General features: G+C 34.6%; 20 protein-coding genes. 13 read left to right on the top strand and 7 right to left on the bottom strand.

The window, feature by feature from the left end; translation table 11 throughout:
* The first annotated feature begins 434 nt into the window (after positions 1-434).
* The 5 genes from I215_RS06500 (at position 435) to I215_RS06480 (ending at position 7,176) form a co-directional block, all read left to right on the top strand.
* Positions 435-2,357 carry an ATP-binding protein gene (locus tag I215_RS06500; RefSeq protein WP_008991170.1) on the top strand — a complete coding sequence of 641 codons (1,923 nt, stop codon included), beginning with the start codon at positions 435-437 and terminating at the stop codon, positions 2,355-2,357.
* A gap of 275 nt (positions 2,358-2,632) precedes the next feature.
* Entirely contained in the window at positions 2,633-3,463 is an 831-nt protein-coding gene (locus I215_RS06495) for a hypothetical protein (RefSeq protein ID WP_008991169.1), read from the top strand.
* A gap of 168 nt (positions 3,464-3,631) precedes the next feature.
* A complete protein-coding gene (locus I215_RS06490; RefSeq protein ID WP_008991168.1) occupies positions 3,632-4,951 on the top strand; it encodes a phospholipase D-like domain-containing protein in 1,320 nt (439 codons plus the stop codon).
* Positions 4,952-5,106: 155 nt separating this feature from the next.
* Positions 5,107-6,198, top strand: a complete 1,092-nt coding sequence (locus tag I215_RS06485) for a DNA cytosine methyltransferase (RefSeq protein WP_008991167.1) — start codon at positions 5,107-5,109, stop codon at positions 6,196-6,198.
* A 15-nt stretch (positions 6,199-6,213) separates the two neighbouring features.
* Positions 6,214-7,176: a HaeIII family restriction endonuclease gene (locus I215_RS06480; RefSeq protein ID WP_008991166.1), complete on the top strand. Its 963-nt coding sequence runs from the start codon at positions 6,214-6,216 to the stop codon at positions 7,174-7,176.
* Between the two features lie 352 nt (positions 7,177-7,528).
* On the opposite strand, the gene I215_RS06475 is transcribed toward I215_RS06480, so the two are convergent.
* Positions 7,529-7,819 (bottom strand): helix-turn-helix domain-containing protein, encoded by a 291-nt coding sequence (locus I215_RS06475; protein WP_008991165.1) that lies wholly within the window; start codon positions 7,817-7,819, stop codon positions 7,529-7,531.
* 618 nt (positions 7,820-8,437) lie between these two features.
* Here I215_RS06475 and I215_RS06470 point away from each other — a divergent pair.
* Positions 8,438-8,668, top strand: a complete 231-nt coding sequence (locus I215_RS06470) for a hypothetical protein (RefSeq protein WP_008991164.1) — start codon at positions 8,438-8,440, stop codon at positions 8,666-8,668.
* A gap of 33 nt (positions 8,669-8,701) precedes the next feature.
* Here I215_RS06470 and I215_RS06465 read toward each other — a convergent pair whose 3' ends face one another.
* Positions 8,702-9,286: a helix-turn-helix domain-containing protein gene (locus I215_RS06465; RefSeq protein WP_008991163.1), complete on the bottom strand. Its 585-nt coding sequence runs from the start codon at positions 9,284-9,286 to the stop codon at positions 8,702-8,704.
* A 1,152-nt stretch (positions 9,287-10,438) separates the two neighbouring features.
* Between I215_RS06465 and I215_RS06460 the strand changes: the two genes are divergently transcribed.
* Genes I215_RS06460 through I215_RS06450 form a run of 3 tightly spaced genes read left to right on the top strand, consistent with a single transcriptional unit; the run spans position 10,439 to position 17,746 of the window.
* Positions 10,439-13,468: a SusC/RagA family TonB-linked outer membrane protein gene (locus I215_RS06460; protein ID WP_008991162.1), complete on the top strand. Its 3,030-nt coding sequence runs from the start codon at positions 10,439-10,441 to the stop codon at positions 13,466-13,468.
* Between the two features lie 10 nt (positions 13,469-13,478).
* A complete protein-coding gene (locus tag I215_RS06455; RefSeq protein WP_040459933.1) occupies positions 13,479-14,873 on the top strand; it encodes a RagB/SusD family nutrient uptake outer membrane protein in 1,395 nt (464 codons plus the stop codon).
* Between the two features lie 14 nt (positions 14,874-14,887).
* Positions 14,888-17,746 carry a M16 family metallopeptidase gene (locus I215_RS06450; RefSeq protein WP_008991160.1) on the top strand — a complete coding sequence of 953 codons (2,859 nt, stop codon included), beginning with the start codon at positions 14,888-14,890 and terminating at the stop codon, positions 17,744-17,746.
* Positions 17,747-17,890: 144 nt separating this feature from the next.
* Here I215_RS06450 and I215_RS06445 read toward each other — a convergent pair whose 3' ends face one another.
* The 5 genes from I215_RS06445 to I215_RS06425 all read right to left on the bottom strand — a co-directional run bounded on the left by I215_RS06445 (position 17,891) and on the right by I215_RS06425 (position 24,137).
* Complete coding sequence (locus I215_RS06445) at positions 17,891-18,226, bottom strand: DUF6520 family protein (RefSeq protein WP_237738934.1); 336 nt, start codon at positions 18,224-18,226, stop codon at positions 17,891-17,893.
* Positions 18,227-18,372: 146 nt separating this feature from the next.
* Positions 18,373-18,849 (bottom strand): MauE/DoxX family redox-associated membrane protein, encoded by a 477-nt coding sequence (locus tag I215_RS06440; RefSeq protein ID WP_008991158.1) that lies wholly within the window; start codon positions 18,847-18,849, stop codon positions 18,373-18,375.
* 567 nt (positions 18,850-19,416) lie between these two features.
* Positions 19,417-20,082 (bottom strand): response regulator transcription factor, encoded by a 666-nt coding sequence (locus tag I215_RS06435; RefSeq protein ID WP_008991157.1) that lies wholly within the window; start codon positions 20,080-20,082, stop codon positions 19,417-19,419.
* The gene (locus I215_RS06430) at positions 20,079-22,133 is read right to left on the bottom strand and encodes a tetratricopeptide repeat-containing sensor histidine kinase (RefSeq protein WP_162131558.1); all 2,055 of its coding nucleotides are present in this window, start codon (positions 22,131-22,133) and stop codon (positions 20,079-20,081) included. Before I215_RS06430 ends, I215_RS06435 begins: the two co-directional genes overlap by 4 nt.
* Positions 22,134-23,063: 930 nt before the next feature.
* Positions 23,064-24,137 (bottom strand): ArsO family NAD(P)H-dependent flavin-containing monooxygenase, encoded by a 1,074-nt coding sequence (locus tag I215_RS06425; protein ID WP_237738933.1) that lies wholly within the window; start codon positions 24,135-24,137, stop codon positions 23,064-23,066.
* A 302-nt stretch (positions 24,138-24,439) separates the two neighbouring features.
* Here I215_RS06425 and I215_RS06420 point away from each other — a divergent pair, with 302 nt between their 5' ends.
* The 4 genes from I215_RS06420 to I215_RS16130 all read left to right on the top strand — a co-directional run bounded on the left by I215_RS06420 (position 24,440) and on the right by I215_RS16130 (position 26,880).
* On the top strand, positions 24,440-25,156 hold the full coding sequence (locus I215_RS06420) for a hypothetical protein (RefSeq protein WP_008991154.1): 717 nt from the start codon (positions 24,440-24,442) through the stop codon (positions 25,154-25,156).
* Between the two features lie 118 nt (positions 25,157-25,274).
* Positions 25,275-25,538: a DUF2024 family protein gene (locus I215_RS06415; protein WP_008991153.1), complete on the top strand. Its 264-nt coding sequence runs from the start codon at positions 25,275-25,277 to the stop codon at positions 25,536-25,538.
* A gap of 53 nt (positions 25,539-25,591) precedes the next feature.
* The gene (locus I215_RS06410; protein ID WP_008991152.1) at positions 25,592-26,203 is read left to right on the top strand and encodes a MarR family winged helix-turn-helix transcriptional regulator; all 612 of its coding nucleotides are present in this window, start codon (positions 25,592-25,594) and stop codon (positions 26,201-26,203) included.
* Between the two features lie 539 nt (positions 26,204-26,742).
* Positions 26,743-26,880 (top strand): hypothetical protein, encoded by a 138-nt coding sequence (locus I215_RS16130; RefSeq protein WP_156800215.1) that lies wholly within the window; start codon positions 26,743-26,745, stop codon positions 26,878-26,880.
* Positions 26,881-26,917 lie beyond the last annotated feature (37 nt).

The raw sequence follows: 26,917 nt of genomic DNA, 5'->3' as shown, positions 1-26,917 counted from the left end.
ATTATAGGAAATTCAGAATGGCAATTGGGTGATAAAAGATCTTTTCAATGCTCTCCCAAATGTCCTAAACGATCTCCTAAAAAAATCACAACTGACCGATAATGAAGTAATAGATCTCAAAAGTTACTTTGGAAGGGCTTATGGATAATATTTAAATTGCTTTGGTAAAACAACAAAATAATTTATTAGATAGTCCCCTGTTATTCTATCCAATGGTAGTGAAAAGGCTGTCACTTCCTGTCTGGTTGTTAAAATTAACATCTTACACAATCTAGTAACTATTCGTTTTTTGCCAAAAATGTGTTATTATCTATTACATTTAACACCTCTCTTCTCCTGCTTAGCATTTTATTTACACTCGTTTACGGCTTTCCACATTCAATGCTCTGTAAATCGTTTTACATTTGTTGTAAACAAACTGAACAAAACTACCTATGAAACTAAATAAGCTTAAATTAAAAAACTTTAGAAGTTATTCTCTAGAAACAGAAATTGACGTTTCGGATCTCAATGTTATAATAGGAAAAAATGACGTTGGTAAATCCACTATATTGGAAGCGTTAGAAATCTTTTTTAACGGAAAACCTGATAAGCACGATTTATGTATTTCGAATGACAATTCCCAAATAGAAATAACATGTGTTTTTGATGATTTACCTGACACCTTAATTCTTGACGACACGATAGAAACAAGTTTAAAAGATGAATTTCTTTTAAATGTTAGTAAAAAACTTGAGATTAAAAAGAAGTTTCCAGTTTCAGCAGCTGGTAGTATATCAGAAGAATCTGTTATAATTTGCGAATATCCTGATAATGAGAACCTAACAGACTTACTTTCAAAAAAGCGAACAACTTTAAAACTTCAATTTGAGGAATTGGATATTAACCCAGAAGGAGTTAATAGAAGAAGAAGTAAAGAATTAAGAAATGCAATAAGAAACCACTTTTTTACAGACGGAAAGATAATAACACAAACTACTGAAATAAAAATAGATGGGAAATTAGACAACGAGGATAATAGAAAGAAAATATGGGCAGGTCTAAAAAAATATTTGCCGATTTATTCTCTTTTTTTCGTTGACAAACCATTAACAGACCAAGATTCGGATATACAAGATCCAATGAGGCAGATCATAAAAGAGGTTTTAAAAAGAGACCATATTAAACCATTATTGGAACAATTAAAAGAAGCTGTACAAAATGCTTCCACTTCTCTCGCTGATGACACAATAAATAAATTAAACGAATTAGATTCTAGTTTAGCGGAAACTTTACGCTCTAATTTCCCTAAAGAACCTACCTGGAATTCAATCTTCAAATTAACTTTAGAAGATGACAGAGGCGTTCCTCTCAATAAAAGAGGAAGTGGAATGAGGCGTTTAGTCTTGCTAAGTTTCTTTAGAGCCCAGGTTGAAAATAGGAGAACTGCTAACGCACCAAACATCATATATGCACTAGAAGAGCCAGAAACATCACAGCACCCTGATTTTCAACTAATGATCGTAAATGCTTTAGGAGAATTATCAGAAACTGAAAATGCTCAAGTGTTTTTTACAACGCATAATTCCAATCTAGCTAAAGAAATTCCTAAAAAATCGTTAAGATATGTATATTCTAATAATGGCAATATAAATGTTGAAAGTGGTTTAAATACGGATGGAACAGACAATACTGAAATAATTGACAAAATTATTAAAACTTTAGGTGCATTACCAGACCCGAAAAACAAGGTTAAAGTATTGGTTTTTGTTGAGGGAGAAAATGATATAAATGGCTTAATTGGCATGAGTAAACTTTTGAATGCCTATGATAATTCGATTCTGAATTTAGAAAATAATGAGGCTGTTGCATTCATTCCAACAGGTGGATCTCAATTGAAATACTATATAGAGAAGAAATATTTAGATGGCCTTTTACAAGCGCAAGTTCACATTTATGATTCAGATAATCCGGCATATATTCAAAGCGTTGCAGATTTAAATGCAGAAGGGAACGATAAAAAAATTGGTTATAATACAGCAAAATCAGAATTGGAAAACTATTTACACCATGATGCAATTAATGAATGTTATCTTGATTTTAATATTACAATCAATTTATCAGAAATAACTGATGCAGATGATGTTCCTGAAAAAGTTGCAATGGCAGTTCATAGTGCAGAAAGTGATACCGATTGGAACTCTATAAATCCAGACCCTGTAAAAAACGAAGAAAAACAAAAGAAAAAAATATCGAAAGCAAAACGTAAATTAAACACAGATGGTGTCAATAAAATGACAATTGATAGATTAAATGAGCGAGGCGGTTATGCTGAAATTAAAGTCTGGCTAGATAAAATAAAAGAATTTATCGGATAGAAAGGTCAGCTTACCGGTAATCCCCAAGTTTGACGAAGAACCACTTTACTCTGGAATGATTGGTAAACTTTGAGGTGGAGTATCTCTGGACAAGACACTGGATACGAAAACGTTAGGTTTGGCGACATAATTACCATAAATCGATTTTATACCGTTCGTATAATTACCGGAGCTGGTATTAGTGGGATTACTGTTATCCGAAATTTAATAACTTAGCAATTAAATATATTAATTCGAGTAGCAGGCTCAATTCAACACCACAATTTGACCAAACATTGAAAACAGCGGAACTTACATATATAGATTGGAATTTGTTTTCCATACTTAAAGAACCAAAACTGAGTCCTCACATCATTCTGAATGACTTTCTAAAAAGGGAATCTGATAAAATCACTTTAGTTTATTCAGATGCACACCTTGGAGATCTAGCAAAGACATCCGGCGGATTATCGAGTAAACGAATAAATGACTTGACCTATCTTTCTGAAAAAGCAAAGGATTTAGTAATTGTTAAATATTTTGGACGTGATTATGTCGATGTTGAAAATCGAAATGCCCTTGAATTCTATGAACAAAATGTTTATGACAATTCAATACCAATGGCTGGATCGCACACTGCCATAAAACAAATGACAGACACATATGGTTCATTAAGGGATGATATAATCAAAATACACTTTAAATTAGACCCAAAGAGTATCTGTAATTTTTCAGCATCTCAATTGGATGAACTAATCAAAATGTTAGGTATAAGTGGTTCCTTGAAGGAATTCATTGAATTTGGATTATCGCTTCGAGGAGATACTTCAACACATCCTTTGACATATATTGATTATTATACAACTGCATATATGAATTTAGACTTGATTGGCTTTTTTCCAGACTCAATGAATGAAAAAGGAGAGTATAGTAACTTACTGAATGACGCAAAACATTCGGCTTATGGTTCAATTTGTAAAGCATTTATAACAAATGACAATAAGTGTTACCATAAATCCAAACTTCTATTTGAATATTTTAAAAGCCAATCTAAATTGATTAAAACCTGTAAGATTAAAAATGGAACAACGGAATTAGAAAAAGAATTGAACAGTTTAACGGAATAAAAACTTTAGCTCTTTTGTCCACAGATACACCTATGAAATTTTGGAGACACAAGAGAATTAGCCAGATTTAATCATACAGATCCATAAATTAGCCTCACTAATAAAACTGCAACATCCAACCTCAGAATAATTTTTATCTTTGATTAGCTAAACTATTTATATTATTCTATGCCATTTAAGTCTTTTTTTGAAAACCCAGACGATTATCAAAATTCAAATCATTACTTACAAGGTGGCTCTCCTAAGTTACTTAAAACGATCATTGACACGATAGAAGGGAATATAGATGCCATTGAAGAAGTAAATTTATGTTGGTATTTATTTAATAATAAGATATTACACAATTATCTAAAACGGATCGCTCAAAAAGGCATTAAAGTCAATGTTATTACCATCCCTTTAGAGGGGTATGATAACAAATCCGCTCAGAAACTAACAGATATAGACACAAATGTTATCGGCCAATCTCAATATACCAAGTACAGCTTAGCTGAAGAAATCTTCAAAGACTACTATTTTAATAACTATGCCAATTACAACATATATTTCTTTAATCACATCTATGTTAGAAGTAGGTATATAAAGCAATTTTCAAAGGGAGATTTCCCATACTCCCTTCATATTAAAAATGGATATATAAAAAAGAAGGACGGGTATATCAGTTTATTGAGCTCCTCTAACTTAGCTGTCAGAGATAAAGTTAAATATGAGTCTTTACTCATTATAGAAGATGAGCTGGGTTATGAAGATAATACCAGGCAATTTTTCAATGATATCATCGCAAATAGCATCCATATCAAAAGCTTTAATAAAAACTTCAATATCCTTAGGCGCGAACTTAAGCCTTTGACCACTGCAAATAACTCAAAGAATTTTTATAGCGCACCATTTTATTTTGACTCAGCAAATAAAATGGAAGAAAAGCTAATAACGCATATTAAAACAGCAAAAAAAGAAATTATAATTTGCGGTCAGCATTTATCTGCTTTTGATTATAAATTTTATAATCCCTTCCATTCAAAAATAAACCTACAATCCAATACCAAACCCGGTATTTTACGTGCTATTTCAGACATGTCTCTCAAAGGAGTGAATATAACCTATCTATCGCAGACCCTAGCCACCGGTAATAAAGAAGTGGATCATAAATTTAGAACCCTAGTTAACAAAAAAAGTTATAGTAACTTTTACAAGCATATAAAAGACAACCCATCAACGGCTTATTATATTAATGCCAATATTCATTCTAAGTATATTATCATTGATGATTTATTGATTTTTTGCACATACAACTTCACTCCTACCCAATTTATATATTTAGATCAGGTAAGGATTGATTCATTCGAACACATGCCTAAGAAATCATTTTATGGAATTCATTGTGAAGTATCCTCACATGTTATCATCAAAGACATTCCAACCATAAACGCCTTTCGAGAAAATGTAACCATGCTAAAAAATGATCCCAAAACGGAAAAGGTTTTGTAGTTATTTAAATTAATTTATGTATATTAACTAAACAAAATAAGCTGCTCTATTTAAAGAAATCTTATTAATTTTGACACCTTATCAATTCCCTTTTTATTTAAGGGATTGACATTAGAGAAATAATCTCTACTCAACAATTTATAACCAGAATTTATATGAACTTAGTTTCTTTCTTTTCAGGTGCTGGAGGTCTTGATTTAGGCTTTTCAAAAGCTGGTTTCAATGTGGTATGGGCAAATGAATACGATAAAGATATTTGGAAAACTTACGAAGAAAATCATTTAGATACCTTTTTAGATAAACGTAGTATTGTTGATATTCTTTCTGAGGAAGTTCCACAATGTGATGGTATCATCGGTGGACCTCCATGTCAAAGTTGGAGTGAAGCTGGATCACTGAGAGGAATTCAGGACAAAAGAGGACAACTATTTTTTGATTTTATTCGAATATTAGCTGATAAACAACCTAAATTCTTTCTGGCTGAGAATGTATCTGGAATGCTATTAGAGCGCAACCACAAAGCATTGGAGAATATTAAAGCATTATTCAATGAATGTGGCTATAATTTGTCATTTACGATGCTAAACGCTTCGGATTATGGCGTTCCACAAGACAGAAAGAGAGTGTTTTTTGTAGGGTATAGAAAAGACTTAGGTATTAAGTTTAAATTTCCGGAACCTACCACATCTAAGAAAAAAATCACCCTTGAAAATAAAATTTCGGATTTAAAAGAAACAGCAATCCCTGCTTTACAGGGAAACTACACTAATGGTGATCAATGTTCTGTTCCAAATCATGAATACCTGATCGGAGGCTTTTCTTCTATGTATATGTCACGAAACCGGGTGCGCAGTTGGGATGAAACTTCATTTACCATACAAGCTGGCGGACGCCATGCTCCTATCCATCCTCAGGCGCCAAAAATGGTTCTTACCGGACCAGATGTAAGGATTTTTGCTCCGGGTAAAGAACATCTTTATAGAAGATTAAGCGTTAGGGAATGTGCCCGTATACAAACTTTCCCAGATGATTTCATTTTCCATTATAAAGCGGTTGCAGCTGGTTATAAAATGATAGGAAATGCAGTTCCTGTTGATCTTGCTCATGTTATTGCATCGCAAATCAAAAAGGACTTAAATCAATTAAAAACTAAAAAACAAATTAAAACAAATAAAGCAGACACTTCATCCACGCCTATTAATGGCAATTATATCAAGGAGAAAATGCTGGAATTAGTGAATTCCTAATCTATATCTATTCCCATGGCTAAGCAAACAAAAACCGGTAAGGCTTTTGAGTATTCCTTATTGCATGAATTTCATTCAAGACTGAAAGATATTACAACTGTAAATATTATTGAGAATCATGCCTATTTAACCGCGAGGGAATGTTTTGATGCTTTTCCTTCAGAGGAAAAGGATGCGTATGTTTTAAGTTCCAGTTTTGCCGTGAATTTTCTTATTGATTTGGAGCCGAGACTCTCCTATGGAATTGACAATGAAGATATATTGCAATTAGAAATCGCTACAGATAGCCAGGGACAAAAGGGTGATGTCAGGGATGTCATTATTATAAGAGCAAAGCAGAAATGGGAGATTGGAATTTCTGCAAAGAACAATCATAGGGCATTAAAACACTCTCGACTATCCGGAAAATTAGATTTCGGTAAAAGCTGGGTTGGTCTCCCTTGTTCTACTACATACTTTGATCAAGTCAATGTTGTCTTTAACCGGTTAAGTGAAATTAGAAAGCATGATAACACCACCAAATGGGATGAAGTAATACAGGATAAATATCAAGAGGTATACAAACCCATTTTAGAAGCTTTTAAAAAAGAAATGCTTGCTTTAGAAAAACAAGCCCCTGATAACTTTGCTCAAAACCTGATTCTCTATTTAGTTGGAAACAAAGATTTCTATAAGGTCATAAAAGGAAAGAAAAAGGTAGAGATTCAGGCTTTTAACTTAATGGGTTCTTTAAATAAATCTTTCGGAAAACACAAACCTAAGGCAAAGGTTCAGAAGTTAAACCTCCCCTCCCGCATTATAGAGCTCTCCTTTAAAAATGGCTATGATAATACATTGCTGGCTACCTTTGATGAAGGCTGGCAAATTTCATTTCGTATACACAGTGCCAGTTCCAGGGTGGAATCCTCATTAAAATTTGACATCAATCTGGTAAGTGCTCCCCATACATTATTTGTAAACCATTTGTTTATTAAATAAAACAAGTAGTTCAATTATAAGGAACAAATAGCTTGCATCCTAAATGGTATACTTTTGGATTGAAATAAATATAAAATGCGTAAGCTAGTTACCCCAAAATCTAGACAAAGTTAATCGGACAACAGTACCGCACCCCTTTATTGGATGGTACCTTCTCTCCTATCGGTACATTCAGGTCTTTCACGTAGAGCCTAACAGAAGGCTCTACTTTCAGATCATTAATGCAATAGCCTTTACTTTTTCCAAATCCTTAGATGGTTTTTAACCGCATATAATTGAAATTAAATCGTACTTCAACAATCATCTATCTGAATAGAACTTCTCAAAGCTGTATTGCGTGTATTAATGAGATTTAGGGTTTTGGTTTTCGCCTGTGTTGCACGCGATTCTTCTCCATTACATTTTGAATCTCATTAAAGTCATAATAAATCGTTCCGCCTAATTTCATGTAAGACAGAGTTCCATTGATCCTTAAATTCTGTAGTGTTCCGGGACTTACCCTAAGTAAGTCCATTACTTCATCCGACTTAAGGTATCTCCTGGTTACTCCAGTGGTTTGAAGAGCAATGGACTGTTTACAATATTCGCGTATTTCTTTTTTAAGTTCTTGAAAATCATCTAAAGTAATAAGTCTTGTCATCATACAAGGGTTTTATGAAAAGGGGACAATCACAACCTGTTATTTAATGTGATAGTCCCCATTCAGGTTAAACACTGATTCTACCAATTTGTGAAGATTAGTTCCTTTTAATTATGTCGACAATTTTTAAAAGTTTAGATCTATAATACTCTTCACTTATAAAGCACTCACAATGAACAAAAAAAGAATACGAATCAATTACAACTTTTAGTTGTAAGAAGTTGTAAGGGCAGTAATTACTGGGGCTAACGAGGCAAAAAACTGGAATTTGGATAAATATTTAGGCAAAAGCCCACAAGTTTAAGCCTAAAACCTTAGCATCAAACCAAGCGTATGACACTGTAATTATTCAAAAATCAAGATACGGTCTTTTTGTAGGTGCAGGGTTTCATGATAACTGGCAATATGGATGGAAGTTTTTTCAGATTACTTCATGTAAAAGGATTATGGGATAAAATTGAATATGAACTGGTCTAGGAGGGACAACTAATCAGCGCCTTTTTTCGCTGTATACCAAAGAAGGGAAGCTAATCTTTGGGAGTCCTGATTACCAGGTACAATAGACTACAGCTGAATCGCACGCATTTATCGCAACCACGAAAAGGGTAACTGTGAGAGTAAATGAAGAAGGAAGACAAGAATTCTTTATCGATGACATATATAAAGCAAGATTTTCCGGCAACAAAAAGATATTACTTTAAAAGTCAAATCCCAATAGCTAAAAGCTTTAGAGCTGAATTAAAAAATGGAGATGTCTTTGAAGTAGGGATACTCAAAATACAAAATAGGGTGCATTTTGTGGTGAAAACACCTATTGATGACTCAACGATTAATGGTGATAATAAAGTTTGATCCTAACGGGCACAAGGAGCTTCATCGGTAGTATCATTCTCCAACTTTTTCTTTTGCCTCAGCTATAACTCGAGCAGGTATTCTTTTAATTAATTTATAATAAAAAGGTTTAGCTCCAACACCTTGTTTAGTCATATATTGATCATCAGTTTTAATAACGTATTCTGAAAAGTTTTTACTTATAGTTCCCGATATCTCTTCGTCCTCGTATAGGATACTATACTCTTTGTTAATATTAGTCCGCAAATGTTTGATTAAAAACTCATTACCTGTAGACAATTCACCTAGTAACAGCGTCAAATGCTCAATTATTAACCTCTCTTTATAGATCCTAAGTGGCTTTTCCCGTAAAATAATGGCTTTCCTTGTTTTATTCGGTAATTTATTGAATATAGGGAATTCACAGTTTGGATTGCCAAATTGGTAATATACTAAGCCATATACCGAAGCGACTCTTTGAAGTTTTTCAACATTATAATTTGTAATTCCCTTTTCTAAAACACCATATTCAGAGGGACTCATATTACTAAGTTCGGCTAACTCCTTCTGACTCAGCCCAAATTTCAACCTAAACTTTTTCGCTTGTCTACCGAATTCACTTTTTATGTTGTATTTCATTATTTATATAAAAACCTTAATTCTTGTTTTTTATAGATTTATGCATTATATTTGTATCAGTAACAATAGCGACGATTAGAAGAAAGAGTTTTTAACTCAATCTTAATACGATGTCACTCATAAATGAAAACCGTCAATTTTCCCTATGAGCAGACCGTGAGCTCGCTTTCTATTGGATTTTGTATCTTCGCGATATAAACCAATAGGCGGGTCTCATGTAAGTCTTTGGGGAACCACAACTTCGGTTGTGGCGGTTCTTGACGGTACCACATTCAAAGCATTGAGGCTCGCTTTATTGGTTTTTTACCAATTGAGGAACTTTCTTTGCTTATCGAGTACACATCGTTTACATAACCAACATGATTATGAAAACGAAGTTTAACATACCGCCAAAACCTTTTATCCGCAGCCCACTGGCCGCGGACATCACTATTGGTGATTCCAATTGGTCACAACCTCTCGTATCTATTTCAAAAAACTATTATACACACTTAAACAAAAAAAATCTTCCCGACAGTATCTGTTGGGTAGTACCGATCTTATGTTTGGGTAACCAAACGTGTTTCCCTCAGGAAATTAAAAGGTCACATTTTTCGTCAAGTCGCATTGATTACGAATGTAACCCGTATTTAACATTTTTGCAAGTCGTTTTATTAAGGTCTTGCAGCATAGGGTCGGTTTTTATAGAAATATCACGTTCAAAGGATCTATCAACTTATTTGAATTGTGAAATCATATCTCACTATTTAAAGAAGATACAGGTATCACCTTCATATAGGTTATTTCGGAAGAAAAGAAAAAATCCTATTTAGCCCAGATACCATTATTGTAGCAGTGGCCAAGGAAGAATGGAATTTAGACTGATATGTACGTATACTTTTTTTAATCGAAAAGTATACCACTACTCTGTTAGTGACAATTCATGATTGAGTTAATGATAGTGTGTTTAAAACTCACTTAAATTATAGTTCAGGATTATGGATTTAGATCACGAATACCCTATTACAAAACATTTAAAAACAAAGACATATACGAGATAGAATACAACAGACATCATACTAATTTAATCTAACAAGGAAAAGATTCTCAGTGCATTTGACAGGTGATCGGAATCTTTATAATTAACTAAAAACAATCTATTAGAACAACATTATGCAAAATAAACATATCATTAGAGATAGGTGTATACTATTGGTACTCCTTCTCATCTTCTCTATTGGGACCTATTCCCTATTCGGAAATAATAAAACTATCAATTTTTTAGAATTAGCTGATTACCAACATCGGGTTAAGGGGCAGGTCAAGGATTCCAACGGCATTCCGATTCCCGGAGTGAACGTAGAAATCAAAGGGACTTCTTATGGCACTTTCACAGATAAAGAGGGTTACTTTTACGTGGATGCCGCCCCTACCGATGTTTTAATATTAAGCTATATCGGATTTAAGCCTCTTGAAGTGACAGTTGGAACTTCAAAGGAACTTTCATTGGCACTCGAAGAGGATGTAACAAACTTGGAAGCCGTCACTGTTAATGCAGGGTATTACACCGTTAAGGAAAGAGAGCGAACTGGAAGTATCGCAAAAGTAACTTCAGAAGAAATAGAGTTACAACCTATTGTAAGTCCGCTCCAGAGTTTAGAAGGGAGAATGGCTGGAGTGGAAGTAGAACAAGGAAGCGGAATTACTGGTTTGGCACCGACCATACGAATACGTGGACAAAACAGTTTACGAAACAGCCGCAATGATAATGGAAATTATCCATTATATATTATAGATGGTATTCCAATTGTCTCTGCACCAATACAAAGCCCTGGCACTTTAACAATAACAGGACTAGACCCTTTGAGCACCCTAAATCTCAATAATATAGAAAGTATAGAAGTGCTTAAAGATGCGGATGCTACTGCGATTTATGGTTCTCGGGGAGCCAATGGTGTAGTATTGATTACTAGTAAAAAGGGGAAATTAAATCAAGGGAAGAGCTCATTAGAGATCAACATGTATTCAGGCATATCCGAAGTTTCAAATAAAATGAAGCTACTAAATACCCGACAATACATTTCCATGAGAAAACAAGCCTTTGAAAATGATGGAGTCATTCCTACAGAAACAAATGCTCCTGACCTTATGGTATGGGATCAAAATCGATATACAGATTGGCAGGATGTTCTGTTTGGAGGTACAGCCTTCGCTAACAATATAAACATGGCAATTTCTAGTGGTAATGAGAATACCACTTATAGGATTGGAGGCTCATATAATAAACTAGGCTCTGTATTCCCTGGAGATTTTGACTACAATAAACTAACGGCAAATGTGAATTTTAGCCATAAATCAGATAATAACAGATTTCAATTAAGCTTCTCTGCTAACTATGGGGTAGATAATAACAAAGTGTTTAATGGAGCCAATTTTGTCAACTATGCACTTTCCGTTCCGCCAAATGCACCTCCTATTTATAAGGACGATGGTAGTCTAAACTGGGAAAATTGGACAGTAGATAATCCACTGGCAGTTTTGAAACAACCACAGGATATTAAAACAGATAATCTATTAACGAATTTGAATATTTCATATGGTATTATAAAAGGGTTGAGATTTAAAATTAGTACGGGTTTTTCCAAATTAGATAATGAAGATGGAATAAAATATTATAAAGAACGGTACAATCCTAATAGATGGGAGAGGATAAAACTCGGCGTAAATCAGAACTATTCTAAAAGACGATCCTGGATATTAGAACCCCAAATTATTTTTAATCAAACTTATGGTAAAATAAATATTGATGCATTAATGGGTGGGACTTTCCAGGATAATAAGAGCAACTTTTTAAGCATAACGGCAAATGGTTATCCCGACAAAAGTTTAATGAGCAATCTTAATGCAGCTGAGGAAGTTAGAATTACAAATGATGCCAACATACATTATCGCTATGCTGCTTTATTTGGTCGTATGGGATTGAACTGGTACAAGAAATATTTCCTAAATATTACAGGGAGAAGGGATGGGTCTTCCCGCTTTGGCTCTGATCGACGTTTTTCTAATTTTTGGGCTATAGGGGGTGCTTGGATTTTCTCGGGTGAGAAGGTAATTGAGGAGAATATTTCTTTCTTGAGTTTTGGAAAATTAAGAGCTAGTTATGGTACCACTGGAAGTGATCAGATACCAGACTATGGCTTTTTGGATACGTATGAGGCAACAGAAGGTATTGGAGGATTATATCCGACCCAACTATTTAACCCAGATTATTCCTGGGAGGTTAATAAAAAAATAGAGGCATCATTACAATTAGGATTTCTTAATGATCATTTCAATATGGAGGTCAGTTGGTATCGAAACCGTTCTTCCAATCAATTGGTAGGATATCCACTTCCTGCAATTACAGGATTTACCTCAGTACAGGCTAATCTACCCGCGTTGGTGCAGAACAGCGGTTGGGAAGTATTGTTAAACTCCATGAATTTAAGTAGTAAAAATTTCTCATGGCAAACTTCAATAAATATGACCATTCCAAAGAATAAACTGCTGGAGTTTGATAATATTGACGATACCTCATATGCTAGCCAATACCGAGTGGGACACCCCTTAAACATTTCCTTCTTTTATCAATATGATGGTATTAACCAAGAAACTGGCTTTTATCAAATAGTGGATGCTAATGAGGATGGACGATATAATAATGATGATAGGGTAGTTATAAAAAATATGGGAAGGGAATATTACGGGGGTATTAATAACCATATCCGTTATAAGGGACTTTCTTTACAGTTCCTATTCGAATATATTAAACAATTTAACGGGAGTCATATATTTAGAGCAACTCCGCCTGGTTTTTCTGGAAACAAACCTGTAGAATTTTTAGAAGCTTGGGAAAGACCCGGAGATAATGAAAACATTCAAAAGGTTTCACAATCATTTTTAGCAATAGACCCTTTTTACAATACGGCCAATAGTACTATGGGGATAGAAGATGCTTCCTTTCTAAGATTAAAAAATATTTCTCTGTCGTATCGCTTACCTAAACATATTCTGAAAAAAATAAACGTAAAATCAGGTCAGATTTATGTACATGCACAAAACCTTTTCACCATAACCTCATATAAAGGCTTAGACCCACAGGGAGGATCGGGTGTGGTTCCTCCATTAAGAACTATTACCTGCGGTATTAAAGTAACCTTATAATATCTATATCATGAAAAACACAAGACATATTATAATCATTTTCTTCTTCTTTATGCAGTCATCCTGTGAAAATTTTGTTGAAGTAGATGTCCCCGACCAAAAAATTGTAAGTGAAACTGTTTTCGGTAGCGATGAAGCTGCAAACAATGCTGTAATTGGCATATACAATGAATTGTTCAAGGCTGATTTTTCTAATGGTAATTTCCGTTCTGTCACTCTCTTGGGAGGATTATCTGCTGGTGAACTGCAAACCACTGCATTAAATGAAGAGATGATCGAATTTGAAGAGAGCGAAATCTTAATAGAAAACTCATACAATTTAGCTCTTTGGTCAAGTGCCTATAATATTATTTACCTCTGTAATGCAGTAATCGATGGTCTGCGAAAATATAATGGAGTATCTGAAGAGATGAAAGCTAAATTAATGGGCGAAGTACAATTTGTGCGAGCTTTTGTCTATTTCTACCTTGTCAATTTATATGGGAAAGTACCTTTAATACAATCCCCAGATTACAGAGAAAATGCCTTAGCATCGAGGGCTGAAAAAACAGAAATATATGAAGCTATAATTGATGATTTAGAGAATGCTGTTGCTATTTTAGGAGAGTCCTATGAGGGTGGAGAACGTATACGACCTAATAAATATACAGCAATGGCTCTAATGGCTAGGGTATATTTATTTCTGGAAGATTGGGAAAAAGCGGAAACATATAGTACTCAAGTAATCAACAGCACTGAGAATTATGCTTTACTAAACGACCTAGATCAGGTTTTTTTAGCCAATAGCCAAGAAGCTATTTGGCAAATATCTCCAGCTGGTAGGGCCTTAAGCGTTATTCCAAATGAACCTCGAATTTTTATTTTAACAAGTGCTCCTCCACAATCTAATCAACCCACCGCCATTACCAAAAAACAATTGATGTTATATTCAAAAAAAGACATTAGATCTGAATACTGGTTAGGTGTATTTCCTACTGATGTCAAAGATTATTACTATCCAACTAAATATAGAATTCATGATTCAGAGGGTATCAAGGAATATTCTATGGTAATGCGCTTGGCAGAACAATATTTTATACGGGCGGAGGCAAAAGTTCATCTAGAAAATCTAACCGGAGCTATTACAGATCTGGATAAAATAAGGGAGCGAGCAAATCTCGATCTGATTATGAATCTAAATTCCGGCATTACAGGAGAAGCTTTATTGGACTCCATTCAGATAGAAAGACAAAGAGAGTTATTTACCGAATGGGGCCATCGGTGGTTAGATATAAAACGTACAGGAATGGCTCCAAAGATTTTAAGTGGCACAAAAACATCCTGGCAGGACACTGATGTTTTATACCCCATACCTGAAGAAGAAAGAAGTAAAAATCCTAACCTGACACAAAATAACGGGTACTAAATTAGCAAACTACAATGAAAAATAAATTCATAAAAAAAGAAGTCTTATCGTTTTTATTGACCTTTTTCTTGGGGGGAATGTTTATGGTTCATTCATCAGGAAGTCAGGATACGATACCTCTGGATAGAAGTATACGGCATGGAAAGTTATTAAATGGTCTCGAATATTACATCAAACCTATAAAAGACGGATCCTCTCAACTCGATGTACGATTACTCATAAAGGCTGGATCTGCATTAGAAAATGAATACGAGTCTGCTCATTTTATGGAACACATAGCCTTTAAATCAGGCAAGCATATGACTATTGAAAAAGCGCAAGATTTAGGTTTTAAAATAGGGCAAATCAATGGCAGCGCATCTTTTGATTTTACGCAGTATTTTTTTGAATCAGTTGGCACAAAAGAGCAACGAGAAATTGCTTTTCAGTTATGTCAAGATATTATATGGAATTTAGAGTTTAAAGATGAATACATTAATAGTGAACGCGGGGTAATTATTAATGAAAAAGCACAAAGGGGGGGATATCTAGCGAACTCTTTGATTAGTGATTTCGAAAGTGTGATGATCGGAAGAGGAGCTACTCCGCCAATCGATTTTATAAAACACATAGAACATTTCAAGAAAAAAACTCTTAAACGTTTTTATAAAGATTGGTACCGAACTGATTTAATGGCTATTGTTGTTATTGGTGATATTAAAGATGTGGATCTTATAGAAAATGAAATAAAAGAAAAGTTTTCTAAGACCAAACCTAACAAAAACCTACAATCTCCAATTAATAATTATGAAGAATACAGGAATTCTTTTCCACAATTTATTAGCGAAGAACATCCTTTTTTAAAAAAAAATTCAAAAGACGATGCTGTATATATGCGTCTATACATGCGCCAAAAAATACAGGAAGAGGTGTATGGCTTGAACGTTCTGAAAAATGATCAAAAACGACAGTTATTCATGAATATATTAAGAGAAATGCTTATTACAAAACAACAACAGCAATATGCTACTTCTTTTTATGTACTTCCAGCATTTATAAAACCTTTTTCATTAGGGATAGCTTTGCAAATAAGGATAGAAGACGGTTCAGAGAAAGAGGTTATTTCAGAATCTATACAGCTTTTAAAACAATTAAAAAGTAAGGGATTCTCTAAAAGGGAGTTTATGGAAGGCAAAAAGAAACAACTCAGATCTTTAAATAAAAAAGATACTACAGGAATACATTATTGGAGAAATAACATCAGAGACCACTTCATTTACAGAAAGGCATTACCATCAAATAAAAAAGCAATTTTAACCAAACTGATAAGGGAACTTACTTTAACGGAATTTAATAAATTTATAAAACAATATATTAAAACTAATCCAAATGACATTGATATAATAATATTGTCTCCTCCGAACCATCATGCATTATCATATACGGAAAAGGAAATCAGGAGATGGATTAAAGATGCTAATAATTCACCTGTATCTGAATTTAAAGAACTGAGAATTCCCGAAGTATTATTATCTCCATCTACCATACGAAATTTAAAGCCCAGTAAGATTCAAGAAAAAGTTGTTTCTATTCCTGGAGCTAAAGAGTACCAACTGGATAATGGTGTGAGAATAGTGCTCAAGCCTTTTGATTCACTGTCCTCAATAAGTAATAAACTGCGAGATAATATAAGCTTTCATGGCTTTACTTCTAAAGGGGTTAGTTGTTTTCCAAAAAAAGATTATTATTCGGCTCTAAATTCAACTGAGATTATAAGGAATTCAGGTGTAAATGGAATGAATAGATTTGAATTGGAAAAATATTTTAGAGACAAGGATTTAAACCTAAGAATATCCCCATATATAAACTATAATGAGGCAGGCATAAAAGGAAATGTAAAACTTAAGGATTTAACAACAGCTTTACAATTAATGTATTTATATTTTACCGCTCCCAATAAAAATAGTTTAGCTTTTAAAGATTGGAAAATTAAAAGTAGTTCATCATTAGTTATGAAAACGATCAACGAAGATGCGTTTAGAAGTAAGATTAGAGATATCATTGGAGATGGTACTCTTTTTCCCAACAACCATAATTCATTAGAAAGTGTAAATCGAACAGATATGGAACAGGCATTTGATATTTATCAGAATGTCTTTGGTAATGCGGAAGACTTTACCTTTGTTTTCACCGGGGATTTTAAAAAGGATAAAATATTAGCTTTAACTAGAAAATACTTGGGGAATTTACCAACAAATAAAAAAGAGAAATGTAAAACAATAAATAAACCAACAAGTGTTGATCTACCGGCATCTTATTCATTAACTATACCATCCATTGAGTTCATGCAACAGATAAAAGGAAGGTTGGTATACCTTTCACCTTTAGATAATAAAAATCTCAACTGGAAAGAGGAAATAAAACTAAAGCTATTACAACAAATGATGAGCACATTAATGATGCAAAAGATTAGATATAAATCAAAAGCAGAACAACAAACTTATTTTATTGGAGTATACGCCAATTCTGATAAATCTCGCTTATTTAATGAAATTTTTATAGAATTTAGCTCTAGACCAAAGGATACAGACCAAATAATTCAGCAAGTAAAAGAATTTGTTGAATCCTTCAAAAATAATGTAGTTGATGTAGAGTTTTTAGAACAATTTATTAATGAAAAATTACAATCTATGAAGGCGGAAAAAATTAGTGGAAGACAAGTGAGTGGGAAAATTCATGATTATTATAAAAGCGGATATCCTTGGAGAAGTGTGAAACAGGAAGTGGAATATATAAAATCTCTCACACCGAGTGATATTCTGAATACAGCACAACAATTATTCAATAGAGATCCTTTTGAATTTAAAATGTTGAATAAAAAATCACAACAGTAAAGGTTAGAGGGGACTGTAAAATATTTTGTATTCTTCCTGGAACCAAGCTAGAGAAATGATTTTGAAAAACACAAAATTCGGGATAGACTCGGTTAGAGTTATAAAATATAGGAGTGCCATTAGTGCACTCCTATATCATTAATACTAAAATTCAGGATCGGGATCAGGAGCCGAACCCGTTTTTGTTATTACAACTCCATTCCCTTCTGCAGGATCATTTACATTTTTAGAGTTATAGAGAGTATACTCTGTTGAAAGGTCCTCAGCAAACCTAACGATACACTGGTCATTGTCAGGTTCACAAATTACACCTTCGACTGTAGCCCAACCATTAGGCTCTTCCACTAAGATGAATTTTGTATCATAGACCTCTTTCTCCTCCGTTGCGCCTACAAACGCAAATGACATACCGATGGCCAATACGAAGGCTAACATCGGTAAAATTGTTTTTAAATTTCTCATGATTCTAGTGTTTTTCATGATTAATAATTTTGCCTACTTCTGGGCAGGTTTTCGGCTGATCTTCCCTTCTTTTGTTGGCCAACAAAATATCTTGACACCTAAAAAATTAGGTCTAAACTTTTAATTCATTAAGTAGGCTGTCATTGGAATAAGAGCAATATCCCCTACTCCACTTTGTAATGAGGCAGTTCTCTATTTGGTAATTTCCTTATGTGGTATAACCGTATCGCCGACACCGCTAATAGCACAAAACTTATATTAACTACCAGATGCTGAGGCCAGGATAACAGTGTCAATACTCCTCCACAAGAACAAGGCGTGTAAGGGCTAAAAAATACAATCCCTGCAACGTAGAGTGTAAACAAAATCATTAGACCTAAAGCGCCATACAACCCTTTAAGCTTTGTTCTGGGGATTGCAATAAGTAAGGCAATTACTAACTCCAAGGTTGGAACTCCCCAGCTCAAAATATAAGCTGTTGCATCACCAGGTAAAATGGGAGAGTTATTCAGATTATTAAAAAACTTATCCCCTTCCATAAGTTTCGTAAGCCCCGCATACACAAACAACACTATAAAGAGAACACTAATGATCTCTATAATAATTCCGCTATACTGTTTATTCCACTTCAAAACTTTCATAATTACCTGATTTCAAACAAGATAAAGTTAGGATATGATTTTTAAAAAGTGGTTTACATTCTGATTGAAAATTTGAGCCAATGTGGATAAATATATTACCCAAAGTGGGTGATACTACGAGCCAATGTGGGTAAAAAAATTACGCAAAAAGTACACCCAACGAAGATTTTCATAAGCTAATTCATACAATATAGGAATTGGAAATTTTGAAATTCATTGAATAAATCCTTTATAAAGCCCTGTTTTATGTGCTTTTACCGTAAATAACCTATCAGAAATTCAGGTAAGGCTATACCAACGAACATATGCCTTTTAGATATTAAATTAAAATTCTTAGAACAATGATTTAGAGAATAGTGCATTCGGAAAAATACAGAAAGCCCCATATAAAAGAACTTGCGTTATGGCGCTTTATATCAGGAATGATGATTGCCCATTGAGTCTATGGAATAGGTTACAATTAAGACATGGATCGATAAAAAAGGCGCACGTACTCATGTGAATTGCTTGCTTTTGAGTGTTGGTATTTAAAGATACTTGATTAGTCATACAACAAAAAGTTATTTTTCATATGAAGCCCATTTCACGAGCTTTATCCACTAAATCCTTATTACTGCCACCTTCTACTCCTAAAGTAATTTTTAGTTTTTTCTTCATTTTTGTAACAGTGGACCTAGAGAAAAAAAGATTATCTGCAATTTTCTTCATGGTAAAACCCTTCTCCATTTCGAAAAGTAATTGTCGATCTAAACTGTTAATGGTAATATCAGTCTTGAACTTATGGGATACATATTTTACAACGGTTTTACTTAAATAAGGACTATCATCGAGTACAGTTTTAATAGCACTGACAAAACTTTTAGGATCCAAATCGCCTTTCACAAAAAAACCTTCGGGAGTAACATTCTTCATAATATTCTCTATATAGAAGGGTTCATCATGAATTGTGGAAACTATTATAAGGGTTTCGGGATAAAGCTTGCGTATCTCACTTCCTAGATCCTCCCCGGAGTTCATTCCAATTTCCGGTTGTGGTTTCAGCCGTATATCCAAAAACACCAAATCAAAGGACGGTTTTGTTTTCAATGCAGTTAAAGCATCAGCCAAATTATAAGCAATTCGGGTAGTAAATTCGGTACCAGTAGAATTACTAATTTCGTCAAGGAAACCTGCTATTCCATTTGCGGTGGAGACATGATCTTCTACAATGAGTGTTTTGTAATGTTTTTTCATGAAAGGTTTGGGTTTAGGCTATTTGAAGTTGGGTAAGGAATGGTCATAACTAGCTTAGTTCCTTTACCCTGGGTAGATTCAATAGTGAATTTTCCTTTTAATTTATCAATGCGAGATTGCATATTTTTAAGACCGATACCTTTGGAGCTCACTTTTGACATCCCTACTCCATTATCTGCAACGATTACCACCAGGGACTGCCCCTGAATTTTGAGTTTTAATGTAACCTTGGTAGCTTTAGCGTGTACAATACAATTTTGTAATGCTTCATTGATATAATAGTAAAGATCCATTTTAGTGAGCCTCTCATATTTCGACCAATCAATATTTAAATCGGTATCTATAATAAGCTTAAATTTTCCGGTGACAGCCCTTTCTTTTGCGAGATCTACAATAATAGCTGTGAAGTTTACAGATGTAAAAATTCTGCTGGCTCTTAAAGTATGAGAGACACCCCGTATCCCTTTATAAATATGTTTGAGTTCTTCAATGCATTTTCTATAGCGTGTTAAACTTTCAGCATCCCCTTCGAGACTTAAATCTTCCAGATCCATCCGAACAGCATAAAATTCAGGAAGCAATCCTTCGTGAAGCTCCTGGGAAATTCTAAGGCGCTCCTCTTCTCTGCCCTCTTCGTATTTCTCCAATTGTTTGTGTAGTAAAATATATAAATCCATATCAGCTTTCTGCTGGGCAGTTTCTAACTGTAACTGCTTGTATCGAACATGCTGTCGATAACAGATAAATAAAAAGACCAGTAAGACAAGCAAAAACCCTATAAGATTGAGTCTCTTGTTATTTATTACAGAAAGCTTCGCAGTCTGTTGTTTATATTTCTGAGCCTCATATTGGATCGCCATAAACTTATTACGGGTCTGGCGCTCGTGATTACGTAATTTATTAATTAAAGAAATCTGTTCTTTTTGATACCCCGCGACATTCACAGGATCAATTGCAGCCAGCAATTCTAAGTTATCAAGCACATCACTATTGCTTTGAATCGACTTTGCCAATTGATACGATTCCTTGGCTAATTGGATTGCCCTTAGGGTATCTCCTGCATAAGCACGGTACCAAGCCAAGTGATGCTTACTTGTTATCACTCCCAGTTTGGATTCCAAACTATCCCTGATCTTTAAAGCCCGATTATACTCCGTGTAAAGTCCTGTGGTATCTTTAAGCTTTAGTCGGCTATAAGCTCTATTATCTAATAATCGGGCATAAAGCGCCTTATCCGTTTTTTGTACCCCTGGATTCTCCAGTGCCTTATCAAAATAAGAAACAGCCTTCTGATAGTCTCCGGACTTATGATAGAGGACTCCGACATTGTTTAGGGTGTGGTCACGAAAAAGACCGGGATCTTTCACATTTTTTAAATACCCTAAACCTTTGGTATAAGCATCAATTGCGTTTTCATATTCCTTTAATTCGTTATAGATGATCCCTAGAAGATTATAACACAGGTAAAGCTGTTTGTAGTTTTTATTGGGCTCAAATAACTTTAACGCCCTAAACACTTCCACTTCAGCTCCTGTATAATGTTTGTTTCGACAAAGGATAGAGGCTTTATTATAATGTATCTTTCCGGCATAATATAAATGTCCTTGGTTTTCAAAATGATGTTGGGCTTTATCATACTGATAATACGCACTGTCAAAGCGTTCCTCATTAAGATACCAAATACCATAGTTCCAATGCGCATGTCCCATACTTAATGAATCCCCTGTCTTTACCGCAAGTTCCATGGCTTTGGCATTGGCCGTATTAAAAAGGACGGAGTCCTTTAGATATATCGCTTGAGTGCTAATCTTTTCAAGATACTTTCCGGCAGTAGAATCCTGCTTTAGATGATCGACAAGTCCTAAGGCTTCTTTTAAGTATATAATAGTGGAATCAGAGTGATTTGCTTTTGCTTTGGAAATAAGCATAGCGGCTTTGGCTTCTGTATCGGTGTAGGTCTGATCGGATTTATGGGAAGTCTTTTGACAACGGTTAAAAAATACTATCAGCACTATACCAAAAAGAAGTACAACAATCTGATATCTGACCATATTTTTTCCCATTTTTTAGAAAAAAGCAGCAGCTACATTAGAGGGTTATCTTTATGATAAATAAACCTTAAATATAATAAAAAATTTAACACAAACCGCTAAAGCATTGAATTAAAACCACTTAAAGGTGTTTAAATATACATTAGCAGAATTCTAATCCCAATTATGTTACAGTAAATCCAAGGGTTCCCATCACATTATTTCTAAGAAATGAAAGTTGAATATTTCAATAAAAAAATAAACTTTTTAACTGATTATTCTCATTTTGGCTGAAAAATCATTTAATTTTTTAGCGATTACGCTTTGTTTTAAATTAAAAATCAATACTTCTACAATATCAAAAACAGTAGAAAAGTAAAATCAGCCTCCTAAATGAAGAAAACCATCCTGATATTGAAGAAAGTAAAACGTACTTCCCGAAAGCGTATTTCGGAGATTCAAGAAAAGGTTATGACATCCACTATTTCACAAAAAATGAATTGATTTCAGATGTCCTAAAACATTATGATCGATTCTTAGCTATTATATCGGAAGAGCGCAATGAGATGTTTATCAGCAGTAATGCCAATAAAAGGAAAAAGTAAGTAATAAAGACAGAAGCGACCCAGGTATAATTCTGGAGCAGGGTTTCACCGCTGGGAGAATGTAACGCAGTACTAGAACTAAGTGTGCCATTGAATTTCCTGATTTTAATCAGCAACTTAATATCCGATACAATAATGTCTTTCCTTTATTTACCGGCGAGGTATCGACTTTGAAAAGCTTGACCATACTATTGGGGGAGGAAATCTGATGAACTACATTTCCAAAATATTCGGTAATATCCACGCATCTATGGATTTGGAAAAACATCTGGAAATACCAGTAATTTTCGGATATTTAGGACAAGTTTCAAGTGTAATTGCAACAGTAAATAATATAAGAAATAAATTAAGATTCAGCCATGTTCTCAAAATAAGCTTTTATTTCTTTTACCGTGGCTCTAGCAGTTTTCCCTACACCGTATATTGTAGCTGAAGCAAAACCTGTCCAATTACCATAACCCACCAACCAAAGTCGTGGTTCTTTTAGGGCGCGGGTATGTTCTGTTTTAATGCGGTTGTTTTCAATAATGTTAAGTGGTTTCAAATGGTCAAGATTCGGTCTGAATCCGGTGCACCATAGTATAGCATCAAAAGCTTCTTTTTCTCCGTTAGACCAGATTATTCCTTGCTCATAAAATGATGCAAAAGGTCTTAAATCTTTATAAATATTTCTTTCGAGACCATCTTTAACAATTTCCACCTGAACAATATCACTTAATGAAGCTTCCCCATGCTGATTTAGAGTTTCCCCCTTAAAATACCTTGAGTTCGCTTGATGGAACAAATAGCGTCCATCCATTTCTTCCGGAAGAAAACGAGGAGCATCCAATGTGATCCATTTGGTCCGGGCTACTTCGGAGAGTTCGGCGAGTATCTGAGCGCCGGAATTACCTCCACCAACCACAAGTACTTTTTTACCTTCAAATTTTTTAGTGTTCCTGTACTCCACGGAATGCAGTTGCATGCCCATAAAAAGACCTTGATTTGGATAATTAGGCACATATGGAACTCTAGTAGCTCCTGTCGCACTTACTACTGTTTTGGCATATAGATTTCCCCGGTTGGTTTCTATTTTGAAAATATCATTTTCTTTTACTACCCTATAGACAAGAGTATTTCTCTTAAGCGGAAAATTATAACGTTCTTCATAGGCTGTAAGGTATTTGATAAACTCATATCTGGTAGGGTATTCATAATTACTTTTCGGCATTTGCCAACCGGATAATGAACTATACTCTGACGGCGAGAATAATTTTAAGCTCTCCCAAGTGTTCAGCCAGGTGCCTCCCGCTTGCTTTTGATCATCTATAATCAAATAGTCCAAGTCACTTCTTCTTAAGAAATAAGCCGTAGAGAGCCCCGCTTGCCCGCCGCCTATAATTATGGTATCATAAATATGCACACTGAAATATTTTTTCAAATTTATTGAATTTAATTTTCTTCTTTTTAAGTGGATTTTAAGGATGGTCGCTATAGTATCCTATTCTTGTTCCCTTCTTAATGCCTATAGCGGAAACCGGATCACAAAGAATTCTAACCCCCTCAACGGACCAATCATGTATACTATTTTAAAAAAAGTATCTCAAAATTTGTTTAGTTAGGATTCCTTACTATATTTGTATAACCTTGATCCCTACCTGTTAAGGTAGATGATTAAACTTTTTAACTAACCTAGTTAGGAATCCTATCTTGAGATAATCCTGACTTTTAAAAACAAAACAAATGAAATCTATTCTATTATTTTCAGCACTGTTGTTCTTTAGCATTAGCGGAATCAATGCTCAAGAAAGTTATAAAAATGATGACTTTGCCATCACTAGCGTTCAGGTTTTACACAAGGCAGATTATGGTGTAACCGTTTGGGAAATTCATGTACAGGGTAAAGCAGGAGCCACAACACCTACTAAGGCCGGTCAGCTTGACGGTGCACCTGTTTTAGGTTACGTCTTCCCGACAAACTTAAACCCAACCGATGTAGGTTTTAGTCAAACCGAAGGTATTCTAGCCCTTGCGCTGACCTCTCATCCAGATTTTGACGACACACCATTATGGGATGAAAACAATGATAAAGCTTACGATAATGATGGTATAATTTGGCATCCCCATTGGGTAGTTCTTCACAAGGATGACCGTGTTAAAGGAGGTCTTGCCGTGAAAGAATTTAAAAAAGCTGATGATACCGTTGTCCTTCCCCCTACCAATCCAGGAATGCCAATGTATATGGATTCTCCGGGATATCCGGTAACGGCCAAAAAAGATGTGATCAGAGTAGTGGTTCCCGATTATAGAATTAATAACCGTAAAGACTTTAATTATGACGGAGTTACTGCTTTTATGAAAGTTAACACCAGTATAGATGATCTTCCGATGTTAGGAGTATACGAAGTTTATAGCATAGCCAGCGGGGATTTATCCTTACCTTATAAAGTCAGTGAATAAGAAAGGGAGATCACCATGGTGGTATATGGCATCAATGGTTGGTTAAGTTTCACATGGAGTGAAGTATGTTTTTCACTCCATGTGAAAAAATAAAAAACAATTAAAACCTAAAAACAATATGGAAATTGCAGTCTGGGACACCTATGTAAAGAGAAAAGACAATCAAATTATGCACTTCGACATTCTTGTTCCAAGTGCGCTGAAAAATGAAAACACCATTATTGATTTTGGAAAACATTATCTGAAATCCAAGGCATTCCAAACTGGCCAGATCACCTCTAAAGAATGCCGATTTTGTCACATTGAACAAGCGACAAAAGAAATGGAAGCATCCATTAAAGGGAATGGATATGCCATTATTGAAATGGAAAATTGTGATTAATTAATTAGGATAACTAACTTTACCTGTCGAACTCAAATTCAACAGGTTTTTTTATGGACAAGAGTATATTTAATCCAAAACAACAACAAAAAGATATTTCAAGCAAGATCGTTGCAGGGTTAGAACGTGTCTCTGAGGTGTTTAAAGTCTTGTTATGGGAAAAAGCAAAATTAGTCGGTTTGAGCCCAATTCAAATCCAGATTCTGATTTTTATTGCGTTTCACAAACAAAATTTGTGTAATGTAAGTCACCTCGCCAAAGAGTTTAACGTAACCAAGCCAACGGTAAGTGATGCTGTCAAAATATTGGATAAGAAAGGATTTATTATTAAAGATTACTCCAATACGGACAATCGAAGTTATTCCATTTCTTTATCGGATTCAGGAAATGATTTAATAGCACACACCTATGACTTCTCAGATCCACTAAAAACACAAGTGGATAGTTTCTCCACTGTTGAACTGGAAAGCTTATTTTCCACCTTAAGCCAATTAATTTATAAATTAAACCGCCACGGAATCTTGGACGTTCAACGTACTTGCTACGGATGTAAATTTTATCAAAAAAACCCGGACTCTGATTATTGCAACCTACTTCAAACAGAATTAATGAATCATGAAATACGCCTGGATTGTCCGGAATTCGAGAAGAAAGAGAGCGTCTAATCTACTATATATTTACCCTTATTATTATTTTTTGATTGTCACTTTTAGAAAAACGTCAAAGGTCTAGGGGTACCTCATTTCTGTATCTTATTTTTCATGTGCCTGCAAAAAAGAAATCAAACTATTTGAACTAGAAAAACGAAGCATCAACAACAAGCTATTCGTTCCTCCGATAGACCGGAGATGAATATCATATTGAAGGGTTCGGTCTTTGTATATGGGTAAGCCCTTCTACTTAGTAGTTGTTGTTGAGTTACTTTACTTTGACAGGCGATACGCTATTTTTCCTTGGCCTTTCAATGGTATTTCTAAAAAAGTGTTCATAACGCCTACTTCTACGGTATGGTTTGAACCCTACACAAAGCTATACTCCTACTATCTTTACTTCTGGAAATCTGATTCCTGTATGGGTAATGATTGCGACACTCATACCTCCAAGTGCACTACGGAATTACAATAAACCTCATCGAAGGGTAATTCACTATTGATTTATTTAAAACTTTTTAGTCATGAAAAAAATAGGCACTACGCTGCTATTGATGGCAGTCATTATCTTAGTACAATCCTGTAATCCGCCGGAGGATATAACTGAACACCATGAACTTTACACTAACCGTTTAGATGCGGGAGATGAAGTAAGTATACCTCCGGATAATGAAAAAGACGCAGATGAATAAGATTTTCTTCTGATATTTAAAATTGTGAATAACCTCC

It is taken from the genome of Galbibacter marinus, assembly GCF_000300875.1.
GTDB lineage: Bacteria > Bacteroidota > Bacteroidia > Flavobacteriales > Flavobacteriaceae > Galbibacter > Galbibacter marinus.
This window is presented reverse-complemented; position numbering and strand designations above follow the sequence as displayed.

Coding starts and splice junctions, on each gene's coding strand:
- I215_RS06500 (WP_008991170.1), top strand. CDS start 435: ATGAAACTAAATAAGCTTAAATTAAAAAACTTTAGAAGTTATTCTCTA.
- I215_RS06490 (WP_008991168.1), top strand. CDS start 3,632: ATGCCATTTAAGTCTTTTTTTGAAAACCCAGACGATTATCAAAATTCA.
- I215_RS06485 (WP_008991167.1), top strand. CDS start 5,107: ATGAACTTAGTTTCTTTCTTTTCAGGTGCTGGAGGTCTTGATTTAGGC.
- I215_RS06480 (WP_008991166.1), top strand. CDS start 6,214: ATGGCTAAGCAAACAAAAACCGGTAAGGCTTTTGAGTATTCCTTATTG.
- I215_RS06475 (WP_008991165.1), bottom strand. CDS start 7,819: ATGATGACAAGACTTATTACTTTAGATGATTTTCAAGAACTTAAAAAA.
- I215_RS06470 (WP_008991164.1), top strand. CDS start 8,438: ATGAAGAAGGAAGACAAGAATTCTTTATCGATGACATATATAAAGCAA.
- I215_RS06465 (WP_008991163.1), bottom strand. CDS start 9,286: ATGAAATACAACATAAAAAGTGAATTCGGTAGACAAGCGAAAAAGTTT.
- I215_RS06460 (WP_008991162.1), top strand. CDS start 10,439: ATGCAAAATAAACATATCATTAGAGATAGGTGTATACTATTGGTACTC.
- I215_RS06455 (WP_040459933.1), top strand. CDS start 13,479: ATGAAAAACACAAGACATATTATAATCATTTTCTTCTTCTTTATGCAG.
- I215_RS06450 (WP_008991160.1), top strand. CDS start 14,888: ATGAAAAATAAATTCATAAAAAAAGAAGTCTTATCGTTTTTATTGACC.
- I215_RS06445 (WP_237738934.1), bottom strand. CDS start 18,226: ATGAAAAACACTAGAATCATGAGAAATTTAAAAACAATTTTACCGATG.
- I215_RS06440 (WP_008991158.1), bottom strand. CDS start 18,849: ATGAAAGTTTTGAAGTGGAATAAACAGTATAGCGGAATTATTATAGAG.
- I215_RS06435 (WP_008991157.1), bottom strand. CDS start 20,082: ATGAAAAAACATTACAAAACACTCATTGTAGAAGATCATGTCTCCACC.
- I215_RS06430 (WP_162131558.1), bottom strand. CDS start 22,133: ATGGTCAGATATCAGATTGTTGTACTTCTTTTTGGTATAGTGCTGATA.
- I215_RS06420 (WP_008991154.1), top strand. CDS start 24,440: ATGAAATCTATTCTATTATTTTCAGCACTGTTGTTCTTTAGCATTAGC.
- I215_RS06415 (WP_008991153.1), top strand. CDS start 25,275: ATGGAAATTGCAGTCTGGGACACCTATGTAAAGAGAAAAGACAATCAA.
- I215_RS06410 (WP_008991152.1), top strand. CDS start 25,592: ATGGACAAGAGTATATTTAATCCAAAACAACAACAAAAAGATATTTCA.
- I215_RS16130 (WP_156800215.1), top strand. CDS start 26,743: ATGGCAGTCATTATCTTAGTACAATCCTGTAATCCGCCGGAGGATATA.